11 protein-coding genes, 1 tRNA gene and 2 pseudogenes are annotated in these 15,123 nt (G+C 66.2%); 4 read left to right on the top strand and 10 right to left on the bottom strand.

The window, feature by feature from the left end; genetic code table 11:
• Positions 1-1,208, top strand: a 1,208-nt coding sequence (locus ABIS05_RS25070) for an aspartate kinase (protein WP_348012381.1), incomplete at its 5' end; no start/stop codon positions are given.
• 49 nt (positions 1,209-1,257) lie between these two features.
• A tRNA-Ser gene (locus ABIS05_RS25065) sits at positions 1,258-1,351 on the top strand.
• Between the two features lie 242 nt (positions 1,352-1,593).
• Here ABIS05_RS25065 and ABIS05_RS25060 read toward each other — a convergent pair.
• The 8 genes and pseudogenes from ABIS05_RS25060 to glpD all read right to left on the bottom strand — a co-directional run.
• A pseudogene (locus ABIS05_RS25060) lies at positions 1,594-1,889 on the bottom strand (transposase); the annotation flags it as partial.
• A gap of 331 nt (positions 1,890-2,220) precedes the next feature.
• Positions 2,221-3,954 (bottom strand): ABC transporter substrate-binding protein, encoded by a 1,734-nt coding sequence (locus ABIS05_RS25055; protein WP_348012380.1) that lies wholly within the window; start codon positions 3,952-3,954, stop codon positions 2,221-2,223.
• Between the two features lie 90 nt (positions 3,955-4,044).
• The gene (locus tag ABIS05_RS25050; RefSeq protein ID WP_348012379.1) at positions 4,045-4,353 is read right to left on the bottom strand and encodes a DUF2160 domain-containing protein; all 309 of its coding nucleotides are present in this window, start codon (positions 4,351-4,353) and stop codon (positions 4,045-4,047) included.
• A gap of 30 nt (positions 4,354-4,383) precedes the next feature.
• Positions 4,384-5,196 carry a carbohydrate ABC transporter permease gene (locus ABIS05_RS25045; protein ID WP_348012378.1) on the bottom strand — a complete coding sequence of 271 codons (813 nt, stop codon included), beginning with the start codon at positions 5,194-5,196 and terminating at the stop codon, positions 4,384-4,386.
• On the bottom strand, positions 5,189-6,073 hold the full coding sequence (locus ABIS05_RS25040) for a sugar ABC transporter permease (RefSeq protein WP_348012377.1): 885 nt from the start codon (positions 6,071-6,073) through the stop codon (positions 5,189-5,191). The genes ABIS05_RS25045 and ABIS05_RS25040 overlap by 8 nt, the downstream gene beginning before the upstream one ends.
• Complete coding sequence (locus ABIS05_RS25035; protein ID WP_348012376.1) at positions 6,070-7,098, bottom strand: ABC transporter ATP-binding protein; 1,029 nt, start codon at positions 7,096-7,098, stop codon at positions 6,070-6,072. Before ABIS05_RS25035 ends, ABIS05_RS25040 begins: the two co-directional genes overlap by 4 nt.
• Complete coding sequence (locus ABIS05_RS25030) at positions 7,098-8,168, bottom strand: ABC transporter ATP-binding protein (protein ID WP_348012375.1); 1,071 nt, start codon at positions 8,166-8,168, stop codon at positions 7,098-7,100. The genes ABIS05_RS25035 and ABIS05_RS25030 overlap by 1 nt, the downstream gene beginning before the upstream one ends.
• On the bottom strand, positions 8,159-9,814 hold the full coding sequence (glpD, locus tag ABIS05_RS25025; protein WP_407074874.1) for a glycerol-3-phosphate dehydrogenase: 1,656 nt from the start codon (positions 9,812-9,814) through the stop codon (positions 8,159-8,161). The genes ABIS05_RS25030 and glpD overlap by 10 nt, the downstream gene beginning before the upstream one ends.
• A 394-nt stretch (positions 9,815-10,208) precedes the next feature.
• On the opposite strand from glpD, the gene ABIS05_RS25020 reads away from it, so the two are divergent.
• Together ABIS05_RS25020 and glpK are read left to right on the top strand one after the other, a co-directional pair.
• Entirely contained in the window at positions 10,209-10,976 is a 768-nt protein-coding gene (locus tag ABIS05_RS25020; RefSeq protein WP_348012382.1) for a DeoR/GlpR family DNA-binding transcription regulator, read from the top strand.
• 50 nt (positions 10,977-11,026) lie between these two features.
• Positions 11,027-12,519, top strand: a pseudogene (gene glpK, locus ABIS05_RS25015) (glycerol kinase GlpK).
• A gap of 44 nt (positions 12,520-12,563) precedes the next feature.
• Here the strand turns inward: glpK and ABIS05_RS25010 are convergent.
• Both ABIS05_RS25010 and ABIS05_RS25005 read right to left on the bottom strand, forming a co-directional pair.
• Positions 12,564-14,093 (bottom strand): DUF4157 domain-containing protein, encoded by a 1,530-nt coding sequence (locus ABIS05_RS25010; protein ID WP_348063360.1) that lies wholly within the window; start codon positions 14,091-14,093, stop codon positions 12,564-12,566.
• A 5-nt stretch (positions 14,094-14,098) separates the two neighbouring features.
• The gene (locus ABIS05_RS25005; protein ID WP_348063359.1) at positions 14,099-14,926 is read right to left on the bottom strand and encodes a hypothetical protein; all 828 of its coding nucleotides are present in this window, start codon (positions 14,924-14,926) and stop codon (positions 14,099-14,101) included.
• Between the last annotated feature and the right edge of the window lie 197 nt (positions 14,927-15,123).

Raw genomic sequence — 15,123 nt, 5'->3', positions numbered from 1 at the left:
AGCGCGTCGCCAAATGGGCGCGCGCCGGCCACCAGATGGTGGTCGTGCCCTCGGCGATGAGCGGCGAGACCAACCGCCTGCTCGGCCTGGCCAAGGAGCTGTCGCCGGCCAAGCACACGCAGGCCCTGGCGCGCGAGCTGGACGCGATTGCCGCCACCGGCGAGCAGGTCTCCGTCGGTCTGCTGGCCATCGCGCTGCAAGCCGAGGGGCTGGAAGCGGTCAGCTACGCCGGCTGGCAGGTGGCTGTGGCCACGGACTCGTCCTTCACCAAGGCCCGCATCGAAAGCATCGACGACAAGCGCGTGCGCGCCGACCTCGCCGCAGGCAAGGTGGTCGTCATCACGGGCTTCCAGGGCATCGACCCCGAAGGTCACATCACGACGCTGGGCCGGGGCGGCTCCGACACCTCGGCCGTGGCGATCGCTGCGGCGATGAAGGCCGCCGAATGCCTGATCTACACCGACGTGGACGGCGTCTACACGACCGACCCGCGCGTGGTGCCGGAGGCGCGCCGGCTCAGCACCATCACCTTCGAGGAAATGCTGGAGATGGCGTCGCTGGGCTCCAAGATTCTGCAGATCCGCTCGGTGGAATTTGCCGGCAAGTACCGCGTACCGCTGCGCGTGCTGTCCAGCTTCACGCCGTGGGACATCGACATCAATGAAGAGGCCGCCTCCGGCACGCTGATCACTTTCGAAGAGGACGAGAACATGGAACAAGCCGTCGTTTCGGGCATTGCCTTCAACCGTGACGAGGCCAAGGTGACGCTGCTCGGCGTGCCCGACAAGCCCGGTATTGCCTTCCAGATCCTGGGCCCCGTGGCCGAAGCCAACATCGACATCGACGTCATCATCCAGAACGTCTCGCACGACGGCAAGACCGACTTCTCCTTCACCGTGCATCGCAACGATTACGCGCGCACGATGGAGTTACTGCAGAACACCGTCGGCCCGGCCACCAACGCGGGCAAGGTCCAGGGCGACCCGAAGATCTGCAAGGTCTCCATCGTCGGCATCGGCATGCGTTCGCATGTGGGCGTTGCGGCCAAGATGTTCCGTGCGCTGAGCGAGGAGGGCATCAACATCCAGATGATCTCCACGAGCGAGATCAAGACCAGCGTCGTCATCGACGAGAAGTACATGGAGCTCGCCGTGCGCGCGCTGCACAAGGCGTTCGATCTGGACCAGGACGCCGCCGCAGCGGCCTGATTTCCCCGAAAAGAATGCGCCGCGTTGGTATAGAATTCACGGCTGTGCTGGAGACGTGACCGAGTGGCCGAAGGTGCTCCCCTGCTAAGGGAGTATTTGCGCTAAAACGCGAATCGAGGGTTCGAATCCCTCCGTCTCCTCCAAGAACTAGTTCTAGGACGTTTTTTAAAGTCCCATAAAGAACTCGAAAAGCCCGTTTTCCCCAGTGGAGACGGGCTTTTTTGTTTCACGGCGTCCTGAAGTGTCCGTTAACAGCCCGAAACGCGTGGGGGCACGGTTGGGGGTACTTGAACGAAGAGCTGGGGGGTACTTCCTCTGGCCATCCCAGGAGTACCCACGATGTCTCTGACCGATATCGCCATCAAAAATCTCAAGGCAGCTGACAATCGATGATCCACCAGCCACCTTCGCTGAAGTCCATCCTGGGCACGACCCATTGGCAAACTCTGCGAAGCAACTCGGCGTCAGACCACTCCGCCTTGGCGACGAAATGATGAGCGCCTGGTGCCGTGCACTGGCATGCACAGGGTCTACCCGCGCCGCCATGGGCTCGACGCTCTTGCGCGCCAGCGGCAACATCAGCCCTGTGCAATAGCCACGAAGCCCCTCGTGGCGGTCGGCATGCCCCAACCCAGCAGCCAAATGCTCCAGGTACTCATCAAAGCGATCTGCGGCGTTCATCGATCCTCATGTGAAGAATCAAGAAGTTGCCGGGGCATGAGGGGGTGTTGGCGTCATCAATGCATGAAGCAAACAACCCTCGCAGCGGCAGTCGATCAAGAGGCGGAATTCGAGCGGTTCCGAAGGCCAACCTGACGCGACGTGTTCCTGCACAGACGAGCCGGCTCTGACTTGGTGGCACTCGGCCGAGTTCAGGGTGCATGTGCCTGCCCAACCCCTGAACAGCTCTTGCATCTGCGACGCGATGGAGAAATAAAACGACCCGGCACTCCGCCGGGTCTGACGTGCCGCCACCGTCGCCATCGCGACGGCCAAGCGGCAATGGCTTGACTCAGCGAACCTTGCCCGACTTCCACGCATTCAGCAGCGTGTCGTAGGCAATCGTTTCGCCTTTGGGTTTCTCATTGGCGAGCTTCTGCCACGGCGCGCTCTTGTCGGATAGCCACTTGCTCGGGTCTTCCTTCTTGTTGAGCTTCGGCGGGCAGCGGGCCATGCCGGCGCGCTCCAGGCGGCTCATGACTTGGTCCATCTCCTCGGCCAGGTTGTCCATGGCGGCTTGCGGGGTCTTTTCGCCGGTCACGGCGACGGCCACGTTCTTCCACCAGAGCTGTGCGAGCTTCGGGTAGTCGGGCACATTGGTGCCAGTCGGCGTCCACGCGACACGGGCCGGGCTGCGATAGAACTCCACCAGGCCGCCGAGCTTGGGCGCCAGGTCGGTCATGGCACTGCTGCGGATGTCGGACTCGCGAATGGGCGTCAGGCCGACGATGGTCTTCTTGAGCGAAACGCTTTTGGCAGTCACGAATTGCGCGTACAGCCAGGCGGCGGCCGTCTTGTTGGCGTCGTGCGCTTCGAAGAAGGTCCAGGAGCCCACGTCCTGGTAGCCGTTCTGCATGCCCTGCTTCCAATACGGGCCGTTCGGGCCAGGGGCCATGCGCCATTTCGGCGTGCCGTCTGCGTTGACCACCGGCAAGCCGGGTTTGGTCATGTCGGCCGTGAAGGCGGTGTACCAAAAGATCTGCTGCGCGATCTGGCCCTGGGCGGGCACGGGGCCGGCCTCGCCGAAGGTCATGCCAGTGGCTTCCTTCGGGGCGTACTTCTTCATCCAGTCGACGTACTTGGTGAGTGCGTAGACGGCAGCGGGTGAGTTGGTGGCGCCGCCGCGCGACACGCTGGCGCCGAGTGGCGTGCAGCCGTCGGGCGAGGCGCGGATGCCCCACTCGTCGACCGGCTTGCCGTTGGGGATGCCGATGTCGGCCGTGCCGGCCATCGAAAGCCATGCATCGGTGAAGCGCCAGCCGAGCGACGGGTCCTTCTTGCCGTAGTCCATGTGGCCGTAGATGGGCTTGCCGTCGATGGTCTTCACGTCATTGGAGAAGAAGTCGGCAATGTCTTCATAGGCGCTCCAGTTGAGCGGCACACCCAGCTCGTAGCCGTACTTGGCCTTGAACTTCTGCTTCAAGTCGGGCCGGGCGAACAGGTCGGCGCGGAACCAATACAGGTTGGCGAACTGTTGGTCAGGCAGCTGATAGAGCTTCTTGTCCGGGCCGGTGGTGAAGCTGGTGCCGATGAAGTCGGCGAGGTCGAGCCCGGGGTTCGTCCACTCCTTGCCCTTGCCGGCCATGTAGTCGGTCAGGTTCATGATCTTGCCGTATCGGTAGTGCGTGCCGATCAGGTCAGAGTCAGAGATCCAGCCGTCATAGATCGACTTGCCCGACTGCATGGAAGTCTGCAGCTTCTCGACGACGTCGCCCTCCTGGATCAGGTCGTGCTTGACCTTGATGCCGGTGATCTCTTCGAAGGCTTTCGCGAGCGTCTTGGATTCGTACTCGTGCGTGGTGATCGTTTCCGACACCACCGAGATCTCCTTCACGCCTTTGGCCTGCAGCTTTTTGGCAGCCTCGATGAACCACTTCAGTTCGGCCGCCTGCTGCTGCTTGCTCAGCGTGGAGGGCTGGAACTCGGTATCGATCCACTTCTTGGCTTCGGCCTCGCCGGCCCATGCGCCCTGACCCATGGCCAGAGCGGCAGCGGCAAAGGCCACAGCGTTCACGCGCAAATTCATGTCTGTCTCCTGAAATGGCTTCCCATTGCTTGCACTGGCACGCCGGTCGGGAAGAGATGGCCGGCCGCCTTTCCGAAAAACACTGCGGCTTCAGCCCTTGCGCATGACCAGCGCGAGCACCGCCATCGAGATCACGAAACTGATCCAGATGGAAGGCTCGTTCTCAAGGCCGAACCACGTGACCATCTTTTCACTCAAGGCCACGAAAGCCAGGTTGACGTAGGCGGCGGCCAGCAGGCCGATGAACAGGCGGTCGCCGCGGGTCGTCTCCAACGGCAGCCAGCCACGGCGACTGGTTGTGGGTGACTTCAACTCCCACACCGTCATGCCGAACAGCATCAAGACGATGCTGCAGAAGAACACCGCCACCGGCAGCGTCCAGGCCATCCACTCGAACATGCTTGTCTCCTCTCGCTTGATCGCGCGGTGTTAGACGCGGCCCATCGCGAAGCCCTTGGCGATGTAGTGCCGCACGAACCAGATGACGATGGCGCCCGGCACGATGGTCAGCACACCTGCGGCCGCAAGCACGCCCCAGTCCATGCCGGAGGCGCTGACCGTGCGGGTCATCGTCGCGACGATGGGCTTGGCATTCACGCTCGTCAGCGTGCGCGCCATCAACAGTTCCACCCAGCTGAACATGAAGCAGAAGAATGCCGCCACGCCCACGCCGGCCTTGATGAGCGGCACGAAGACGGTCAGGAAGAAGCGCGGGAAGGAGTAGCCGTCGATGTAGGCCGTCTCGTCGATCTCGCGCGGGATGCCGCTCATGAAGCCTTCCAGGATCCAGACCGCCAGCGGCACGTTGAACAGCAGGTGCGCGAGCGCCACGGCGATGTGCGTGTCCATCATTCCGAGCGTGGTGTAGAGCTGGAAGAAGGGCAGCAGGAAGACGGCCGGCGGCGTCATCCGGTTGGTCAGCAGCCAGAAGAAGACGTGCTTGTCACCGAGGAAGCTGTAGCGGCTGAACGCATAGGCCGCCGGCAGGGCCACCAACAGCGAGATCACCGTGTTGATGGCCACGTAGATCAACGAGTTGATGTAGCCGGAGTACCAGCTCTCGTCGGTGAAGATGGTCTTGTAGTGTTCCCAGGTGAAGTGCTGCGGGAACATGCTGAAGGTCGACAGGATCTCGGTGTTCGTCTTGAACGACATGTTGACCATCCAGTACACCGGCAGGATGGCGAACAACAGGTAGGCGAACAGGAAGATCGAGCGCTTCTTGAAGCGGCGCTCATCCATGGGAAGCTCCTTGCGGACTGGTGGTGCCCACGCGCTGCATCCAGTTGTAGAGGATGAAGCACAGCAGCAGGATGATGAGGAAGTAGATCAACGAGAAGGCCGCGGCTGGGCCGAGGTCGAACTGGCCCACGGCCTTCTGCGTCAGGTACTGCGACAGGAAGGTCGTCGCGTTGCCGGGGCCGCCACCGGTCAGCACGAAGGGCTCGGTGTAGATCATGAAGCTGTCCATGAAGCGCAGCAGCACCGCGATCATCAACACGCCGCGCAACTTGGGCAGTTGAATGAAGCGGAAGACCGACAGCTTGCTGGCGCCATCGATACGCGCGGCCTGATAGTAGGCGTCAGGGATGGCGCGCAGGCCGGCGAAGCAGAGCAGGGCGACGAGGGGCGTCCAGTGCCACACGTCCATCACCAGCACCGTCAACCAGGCGTCGGTTGCATTGCCGGTGTAGCTGTAGTCGATGCCAAGCTTGGCGAGTGCCGCTCCCATCAGGCCGATGTCGGTGCGGCCGTAGATCTGCCAGATGGTGCCGACGACGTTCCACGGGATGAGCAGCGAGATCGCCACCAGCACCAGCACTGCGGAAGACTTCCACCCCTGCGCCGGCATCGACAGCGCGAGGCAGATGCCCAGCGGTATCTCCACGAGCAGCACCGACAGTGAGAACACGACCTGGCGCAGTAATGCGCCTTGCAGGTCTTCGTCGCGCATCACCGCCTTGAACCACTCGGTGCCGACGAACACGCGGCGCTCGGGGGAGATGATGTCCTGCACCGAATAGTTCACGACCGTCATCAGCGGCAGGATGGCGGAGAACGCCACGCACAGGATGACCGGCAGGATCAGGAACCACGCCTTCTGATTGACCGGCTTCATGCCATCAACTCCTCGTCCTTGTAATAGCAGGTGTGGCTGCCCTTCACGCTGAACCACGCGGTCTCGCCGACGGCGGCCGGCGTGAGGTCGGGGCTGAGGCGCGCGCGGATCACGCTGTCGCCTGCCTTGGCGGTGACGAGCCAGTAGGTGCCGACGTCCTGCCGCTGCGTGACGACGGCCTGCAATGCGCCGGCCGCATGGGGCTCTGCCAGCGTCACGTACTCGGGCCTAACGCCGAGCTTCGTCGCACCGGTGGGTGCGCCGGGCACCACGTCTGCGGGCAGGAAGTTCATCCCCGGCGAGCCGATGAAATGCCCGACGAAGGTGTGCTGCGGGCGCTCGAAGAGCTGGCCGGCCGAGCCGATCTGCACCGCGCGGCCTCGCGTCATCACCACCACTTCTTCTGCAAAGGTCAGGGCTTCGACCTGGTCGTGGGTGACGTAGATCAGCGTCAGCTTGAGCTCCTTGTGAATCTGCTTGAGCTTGCGGCGCAGCTGCCACTTGAGGTGCGGATCGATCACCGTGAGTGGCTCGTCGAAGAGCACGGCGCTCACGTCTTCGCGCACCAGGCCACGGCCGAGCGAGATCTTCTGCTTGGCGTCGGCCGCCAGGCCGGCGGCGCGGGTGTCGAGCTGGCCGCTCAGCTCCAGCATCTCGGCGATGACGCCCACGCGCTGCTTGATCATGTCGCGCGGCACGCCCCGGTTCTTGAGCGGAAAGGCCAGGTTCTCGGCCACCGTCATCGTGTCGTAAATGACGGGGAACTGGAACACCTGGGCGATGTTGCGCTGCTGCGGCGTCTGCCGCGTCACGTTGACGCCGTCGAACTGCACCGTGCCCTGCGACGGCGTGACGAGGCCGGAGATGATGTTGAGCAGCGTGGTCTTGCCGCAGCCCGAGGGGCCGAGCAGCGCATACGCGCCGCCATCGCGGAAGACCATCTTCAGCGGCAGCAGCGCGTAGTCTTCATCCGCCTGCGGGTTGGGGCGGTAGGCGTGGGCCAGGTCGAGTTCGATGCGGGCCATCAGGTCAGCTCCTTGGCTGGCGCCACCAGCAACGCGCCACTGGCGTCGAACACGTAGACCTGCGCAGGGCTCAGGTACAGCGTGAGGCTTGCGCCCAGCTCGAAGAAGTGCACGCCGGTCAGCTGGGCGACGAGTTCTCCCACCGGGGTGTCCACGTGCACGAAGGTGTCGGAGCCCGAGATCTCCGCCAGCTCCACCTGGCCGGGGAGGGCCACGTCGCCGGGGCGGCTTTGCAGGTGCAGGGCGCTGGCGCGCACGCCGAGGGTCAGCGTGACGCTGCGGGTGGCGGGCAGGGGCACGGTGATCTGCACACCCGCCGGCAGGTTCACCCCCGACGGGGCGGCGTTGCCGGCGATGAGGTTCATCGGCGGGTCGCTGAAGGCGCGCGCCACGCGGATCGACTGCGGCCTGTGGAACACCTCGGCCGTGGGGCCGTACTGCAGCACTTCGCCGGCGTCCATCACGGCGGTGTAGCCGCCGAGCAGCAAGGCCTCGGTGGGCTCGGTGGTGGCGTAGACCACGGTGGAGTCACCAGCGGCGAAGAGCTGCGTGAGTTCGTCGCGCAGTTCCTCGCGCAGCTTGTAGTCCAGGTTCACCAGGGGCTCGTCGAGCAGCATCAAGGGCGCCGCCTTGGCAAGGGCGCGGGCCAAGGCCACACGCTGTTGCTGGCCGCCGGAAAGCTCCGCCGGCAAGCGCTTGAGGAAGGGCTCGATGTGCAGCTTGGCGGCCAGTTCCTGCACGCGGCCGGCGATGTTCTTCTCGCGGCGCAGCTTGAGCGGCGAGGCGATGTTGTCGTACACGCTCATCGACGGATAGTTGATGAACTGCTGGTACACCATGGCGACGTTGCGCTTGCGCACCGGCATGCCGGTCACGTCCTTGCGGTCCACATGGACCTGGCCGTGCGTGGGCTTGTCCAGCCCGGCCATCAAGCGCATGAGGGTCGTCTTGCCCGCTTGCGTGGCGCCGAGCAGCACCGTGACGGCGCCCGGCGCGAGCTTCAGGTCCAGCGGGTAGAGATGGGTCTCGGGGCCCACCACCTTGTCGACCCGCTCCAGCGTCAACTCCATGTCGTCGTCCTCGCGTTGCCTGGGATGTTTGTCGTTGTCGTTTCAGCCGGCCAGCGCGCCGTCCACCAGCGGGCGACGTCCTGGCGTTGCACTTCGCTCATGTGCAGCCCGAGCTTGGTGCGGCGCCACAGCACGTCGTCGGGCGTGCGCGCCCATTCGTGGTCATGGAGGTAGACGAGTTCGCACTCGTGCAAGCCCGGCGCGACCTCTTCACCCAGTCCTTCGGGCCCGAGAACCTTGTCGATGCGAGCGCCATAGCAACGAGCCAATCGATGGCGCAGTGTGGCCGGCAGCGCCGGGTGGCGCTCCCCTAGCTTCTGTTCGAAACGGGCGAAGTCAACGTCGGGTCGCGTGGCCGGGCCAATCCAGGCACTCAGGTCGCCACCGGGCAGGTAGGTGCCGGCCGTCCAGGCGGCGCTCTTCACGCCCAGGCATTTGCACAGCCCGTCCGCAGCATCCTCGGCCAGCTTGCGGAAGGTCGTGATCTTGCCGCCCCACACGGTGAGCAACGGCGCGCGGTCGGTGTCGAGCTCGAGCAGGTAGTCGCGTGTCACGGCCGAGGGGTCTTCGGCGTCGTCCTCGATCAGCGGGCGCACGCCGGAGTAGCTCCACACCACGTCACCCGGCAGCACCGGCTTGACCATGTAGCGGCTCGCCTGCTCGCAGAGGTAGCGGATCTCGTTGTCGTCGATCTTCGCGTCGCCGGCCGGGCCCTTGTGTTCGACGTCGGTGGTGCCGATGAGCGTGTAGTCGCCCTCGTAGGGAATGATGAAGATGACGCGCTTGTCGGCGCCTTGCAGCGCGTAGGCATGGTCATGGTCGAACAGCTTGGGCACGACGATGTGGCTGCCCTTGACCAGCCGCAGCGGCTTGATCTTCGATGCGTGGGCGTGCGCGTGATCCTTGAGGAACTGCGCGGCCCACGGCCCTGCCGCGTTGACGAGGGCGCGGGCGCGCACCGGGCGGACGCTGCCCGCGCCGTCCTGCAGGGTGACTTGCCAATGGCTGCTTTCGCGCTGGGCATCCACGCAGCGCCAACGCGTCAACACCTGGGCCCCGCGCTCGGCGGCATCCAGCGCGTTGAGCACCACCAGCCGGGCGTCGTCGGTCCAACCGTCGGAGTACAGGAAGGCACGGGAATAGCGCGGGTTCAACGGCGCGCCCAGAGCGTGCCCGCGCAAGCGGATGGTGCGTGAGCCGGGCAGGAATTCGCGCCGCGCGAGGTGGTCGTAGAGGAACAGCCCGATGCGCATCATCCACACCGGGCGCATGCTCGGGTCGTGCGGCACCACCAGCCGCAGCGGACGCATGATGTGCGGGGCGCTGCGCAGCAACACCTCGCGCTCGGCCAGTGCCTTGCGCACCAGCAGGAAGTCGTAGTACTCCAGGTAGCGGATGCCGCCGTGGATCATCTTGGTGGATGCCGACGAGGTGTGCGCCGCCAGGTCGTCCTTCTCGCAAAGCACCACCGACAGGCCGCGCCCGGCCAGGTCGCGCGCAATGCCGGCGCCGTTGATGCCGCCGCCCACGACGAGCACGTCGCACGCTTGCGCAGCACTCGCGTGGGTGGGAGATGCGGCCGGTTGCGTCGCGCCCGCCGGGGAGTGGCCCAACCTAGATCCGGCAGTTGACCGCTCGCTATTCATCGAAAGTCCTGGTGCATCAACAACTTGCTCACTTTGCACTGCTCACCACTTCGGTGACCACCGCTGCACGCCCGCTGGTCTGGCGCTTCGGGCCGCTGGCCGCGTTGCTTCTCCTTGTGGGCAGGAGCCCACTGCGTCGTCGCGCCTTGCCGGCGACCCGCCTCGCCAGCCCCTCGGGCGTGCCCAACTGCCGGATCTAGGTTCAAGCTGTCTCCGATCTTTGTAGGTGGCCGCCGCTCAACGCGTGCCGGGAAGGTTCGTTTTCGTTCGTCTGTGTTCGAAGCTTTTCTTTTTATGCCACAAACGAACGTTGCGCAAGAGCAAATCCACCCCTATGGAACATCTCCGCGCGCCTTTACGCTGGCGGCCCAGACTTGACCCACGCCTTGCGCGCATGATCCCCAACCCTCGACAAGCCCTCCTGATTGAGGAGGTGCGCAACCGCGGCGCGGTCTCCGTGGAGGCCTTGGCCGAACAGTTCGGCGTGACGCTGCAAACGGTGCGGCGCGATGTGAAGCAGCTCGCCGCCTCAGGCCTGCTCGCGCGCTTTCACGGCGGTGTGCGGGTGCCGACCTCGACGACCGAGAACATTGCGTACCGGCAGCGCCAGCAGCTCAACGAGCACAGCAAGCAGCGCATCGCGCGGGCGATCGCAGCGGTCGTGCCGGAAGGCTGCTCGCTGATCATCAACATCGGCACGACAACCGAGGCGGTTGCGCGCGAGCTGGTGAATCACAAGGGCTTGCGGGTCATCACCAACAACCTCAACGTCGCCGCCATCCTCAGCGACAACCCGGCTTGCGAGGTCATCGTGGCGGGCGGCGTGGTGCGGTCCCGCGACCGCGGCATCGTCGGCGAAGCCACGGTGGACTTCATCAGCCAGTTCAAGGTGGACATCGGACTGATCGGCATTTCCGGCATCGAGGACGACGGCACCTTGCGAGACTTTGACTACCGCGAGGTCAAGGTGGCGCGGGCCATCATCGAGCACTCGCGGCAGGTGTGGCTGGCGGCCGATCATTCGAAGTTCAATCGGCCGGCCATGGTCAAACTGGCCAGGCTCGACGAGGTCGACGTGCTGTTCACCGACCAGGCGCCGCCCGAGCCGTTTCCTGCGCTGCTGGCCGAAGCGGGGGTGCAGTGCGAAGTGGCGCCGCCCTGATGCCCGCCGCTGCCGGCATGCGGCTCGACATGGCCTATTGAAGGAACTGCATGACGTATCTACTCGCCCTCGACCAGGGCACCTCCAGCTCGCGCAGCATCGTGTTCGATGCCGAAGGCCGCATCGTGGCCATGGCGCAGCGCGAGATCCGTCAGCTGTTCCCGCAGCCGGGCTGGGTGGAGCACGATCCCAACGACATCTGGGAGAGCCAGCTCGCCACCGCCCGCGAGGCCCTGGCCAAGGCCGGCATCACCGCCAAGGACATTGCAGCGCTCGGCATCACCAACCAGCGCGAAACCACGGTGGTGTGGGATCGCAAGACCGGCGAGCCCATCCACAACGCCATCGTCTGGCAGGACCGGCGCGCCGAGCCGACCTGTCTGGCGCTGCGCGAGCGCGGCCACGCGGCTTTGGTGCAGGAGCGCACGGGCCTCATCATCGATGCCTACTTCTCCGGCAGCAAACTGAAGTGGATCCTTGACCACGTCGATGGCGCTCGCGCGGCGGCGGCGCGCGGCGAGCTGGCTTTCGGCACAGTGGACAGCTGGCTGGTGTGGAAGCTCACCGGCGGCCGCGTGCATGCAACGGACGTGAGCAATGCCTCCCGCACGATGCTTTTCGACGTGCGCCGCAACGCCTGGGACGAGCAGCTGCTGGAGCTGCTGGATGTGCCGCAAGGCATGCTGCCCACCGTGCACCCTTCCGCCCATGTCTATGGCGAGACCGAGCCCGCGCTGTTCGGTGCGCCGGTGAAGATCGGCGGCATCGCGGGCGACAGCAGAGCGCGCTGTTCGGTCAGGCTTGCTTCAAGGCCGGCCTGGCGAAGAACACCTACGGCACCGGCTGCTTCATGCTGATGCACACGGGCACCGCCTTCCAGCCGTCGCGCAACGGCCTGCTCACCACCAGTGCTGCGCAACCGACCGCCACACCCGAATACGCCCTCGAAGGCAGCGTGTTCATCGGTGGCGCCGTGGTGCAGTGGCTGCGCGACGGCCTGCACGCCATCAGTGCCAGCGGCATGGTCCAGTCCCTGGCCGAGAGCGTGCCCGATTCGGGTGGCGTGATCTTCGTCCCCGCCTTTGCCGGCCTGGGCGCGCCGTACTGGAAGCCCGATGCCCGCGGGGCCATCCTCGGCCTGTCGCGTGGCACCACCGTGGCTCACATCGCGCGCGCTGCCCTGGAGAGCATCGCGTTCCAGAGCGCCGCCTTGCTGCAGGCCATGGCCCGCGACGCGCAGGCTGCCGGCAGTGCAGCGGTCTCAGAGCTTCGCGTGGACGGAGGCGCCTGCGTCAACGACCTGCTGATGCAGTTCCAGGCCGACCTGCTCGGCATTCCCGTGGTGCGACCCCGAGTGATCGAGACCACGGCGCTCGGCGCCGCCTACCTCGCCGGGCTGTCGACCGGCGTCTACAAGAACCTCGACGAGCTTGCGGCGCAATGGCAAGTCGAGCGGCGCTTCCATCCGACGCTGCCCCGGGAACGGGCGGAGGAACTCATGGTCACCTGGGAGCGAGCAGTTCGCCAGACAGTCGCTGAGTAGGCCGAAAGTCAGAGGAGAGGAAGGCCACCTGCAGGTGTCTGACCTCAGATCTGCCCGGCCCGCAGCTCAGCGATGAAGGGTGCGTAGGCGTCGTGGTCGGCACCGGTGAAGGTGCCGGTGGCGACGAATTGCGAGTGGTAGTCCTGCGCGATCTGCGCCTGCTGCTCGCGGTTGAAATCGGCGTAGTGCTGGCCGGCGGCAGTGGCGGTGCGCAGCCCCGCGGCGCCGCCGTAGCTGTAGCCCACGGTCATCTGCGCATGGATCGCCTGGCCCATGTAGAGCGTGCCGACGCGCTCGTACTGCATCACGTGGGTCAACTCGTGCACCACGATGTCGAGGTTCGAGCGGCCGTGCGCGCCGCCGACCGGCATGTTGATGGTGTGCCAGGTCGTCACCGCACGCCCGCCGTTGAGCGCGAACACCGCGTGAAGCACGCCGCCCTCGGCGATGCGCACCTGGTCCCAACGCATTGCGGTCTCGCCCAGTACGGCCGCACCGGCGGCGCGTTCGCTGCTCGTGAGCGGCGTCGCGCGCGTCGCCATGTGGGTGACGAACTCCAGTGCCTCGGGCCCGCCCATCACGTCGAACAGGCGTGACAGCATCGTCAGCGCCCACGTGCCGCCGGACTTCAGCCGCTCCCATAGAAAGTCGGCCAGGCCGCCCGCGCCGCCGTTGGCCAGCGCAGTGATGGCATCGGGGATGAAGCTCACGACGCCGGCAAAGCCTTCGAGCAGCGTCTGCCCCAGCCTGAACAGGCGCGCCGGCAGTTCGGACACCAGCGAGACCACCCACTGCGCGACGTCGCGCACGCGCTCGCCCATCCAGCTCGCCGCAGTGCCGACGGCCTCGCCGACCCATTGCGCCGCATCGCCTATCGCGTTGCCGACCGCCTGCACACCGCCCCAGAGGTCGTCCCAGAAGCTGCCCTGCGTCTGCCGGCGCGAACGTCGCGCGACCGGCGGCGCGGCCGATGCGCCTTGCGGCGCCGGGCGCGCGGGCAGGGGCCGTGCCGGCACGGCACCTTGCTGCAATGTGTGCGCGAGCTCGTGCGCGAGCAGGTTGCGGCCATCGTTCGTGTCGGGCCGGAAGCGGCCCGCGCTGAACACGACATGCTCGCCATGCGTGTACGCATGCGCGCGCTCGGCGCGAGCCGAGGCCGCACCCTCGGCATCCGCGTGCACGCGCACCGCCGACAGGTCGGCGCCGAGCGCCTGCTCGAAAGGCGCACGCAGTGACTGCGCCATCGCCGCGCCGCCGCTGTGCAGCGGGCGCCGCGCCGCCGGGCTCTCATGGGCGTCGGCCGGTGCGCCGCGTGGCGTGCCGGCACCGAAGCGCAGCGCGAAGCGTTCGGCCTCCTGCTCCTGCGCATCGCCCGCTGCGCCGCGTGCGGCATGCCCCGGCAGCGGCGTCGCGGTGGGTCCGCGGCAGCCTGGGCAGCCGCCGCCGCATGAGCAGCCCGCATTCGTCAGGCGCGCTGCACTACGGCCCGGCACAGGCGGCGCGGCGCTCGGCGAGCGGCCCGCGGCGGCAGGCGCAACAGGCTGGAAGGTGGGGGTTGCAGCGGCGCGCGGCATCGCGATCACGCGCCCCAGTAGACCGACAACATCTGCGTGATCGTCAGCTCGTTGCCGGTCGCGGTATTTGTCGGGTGCATCAGGTTGTTGGTGTCGCTCGGATGGTCGCCCGAGTTCATCAGGATGTGACCGAGCTCGTGGGCCAGCGTGCGGTCACGCCCGCTGTTGGTCACCGCCGCCATGTCCTTCAAGCCGGACGCGGTGCCGGTCGCGCAGTACGCCGGGTTGCTGTAACCGCGGTCGCCGCTTGCGACCGAGTCGACGTAGAACGCTCGGATGCGTCCACTCGGCGCAAAGCGCAAGCTCGATCCACCGTAGGCGGTGAGCTCTTCGGTCGTCGCCGTACCGCAGCCGGCGCTGTTATCGAGGTCGGTGTCGCCGCCGAGCCAGGTGTCGGAATCGGCTGTCGTCGCGGTGTTGTTGCTGGACAGCGTGAAGTGCACGTTGCAGCTCGAAAACACGCGGTTTGCAAAGTTGATATCGCTGGTCGGGCTGCGCGATGCGCCGCGCAGGGAGACGGCGTCGACCGTCACCACCTTGCGCGCTGCGCCGATCAGCCCGCCGACTGCGCCGCCGACCACGCCACCCACCGGCCCGCCGAGCAGCGATCCAATGCCCGCTCCTTGCGTTGCCCCTTCGGCCGCGCCTTCGGCGTCGCGCGCACGGCCCGCGCCATGGCCGCCGCACGACGGACATCCGCCGCCACAGCTGCAGCCGCTACCGATGCCGCCGTCAGCCGGGCGCGGGCCCGACGATGCACCCGAGCGCGGGACCCCGGGCACGGGCGTTGCAAACGGCGTGCGCAAATGCGGCGGTAGCAGCAGGCGGTGCATTTCAGTTTTCCATGGCGCAGCGCGCCACCCGCAGCGGATGAAACGGATGTATTTCGGGCCGAGCGCCGGGCCGCTCCCAAGCCGGCCCGCCTGACGATGCGAGCGGCTCAATGCCGGGAGCATCGGCGTCCCCTCGGGGGACCGACTGGGCTTGCCCGCGTGCAGCAGGGCGAGACTGGGCGAGGGGCAGTTTCACC

It is taken from the genome of Roseateles sp. (genome assembly GCF_039929605.1).
In the GTDB taxonomy this organism is placed as follows: Bacteria; Pseudomonadota; Gammaproteobacteria; order Burkholderiales; family Burkholderiaceae_C; genus Pelomonas.
This window is presented reverse-complemented; position numbering and strand designations above follow the sequence as displayed.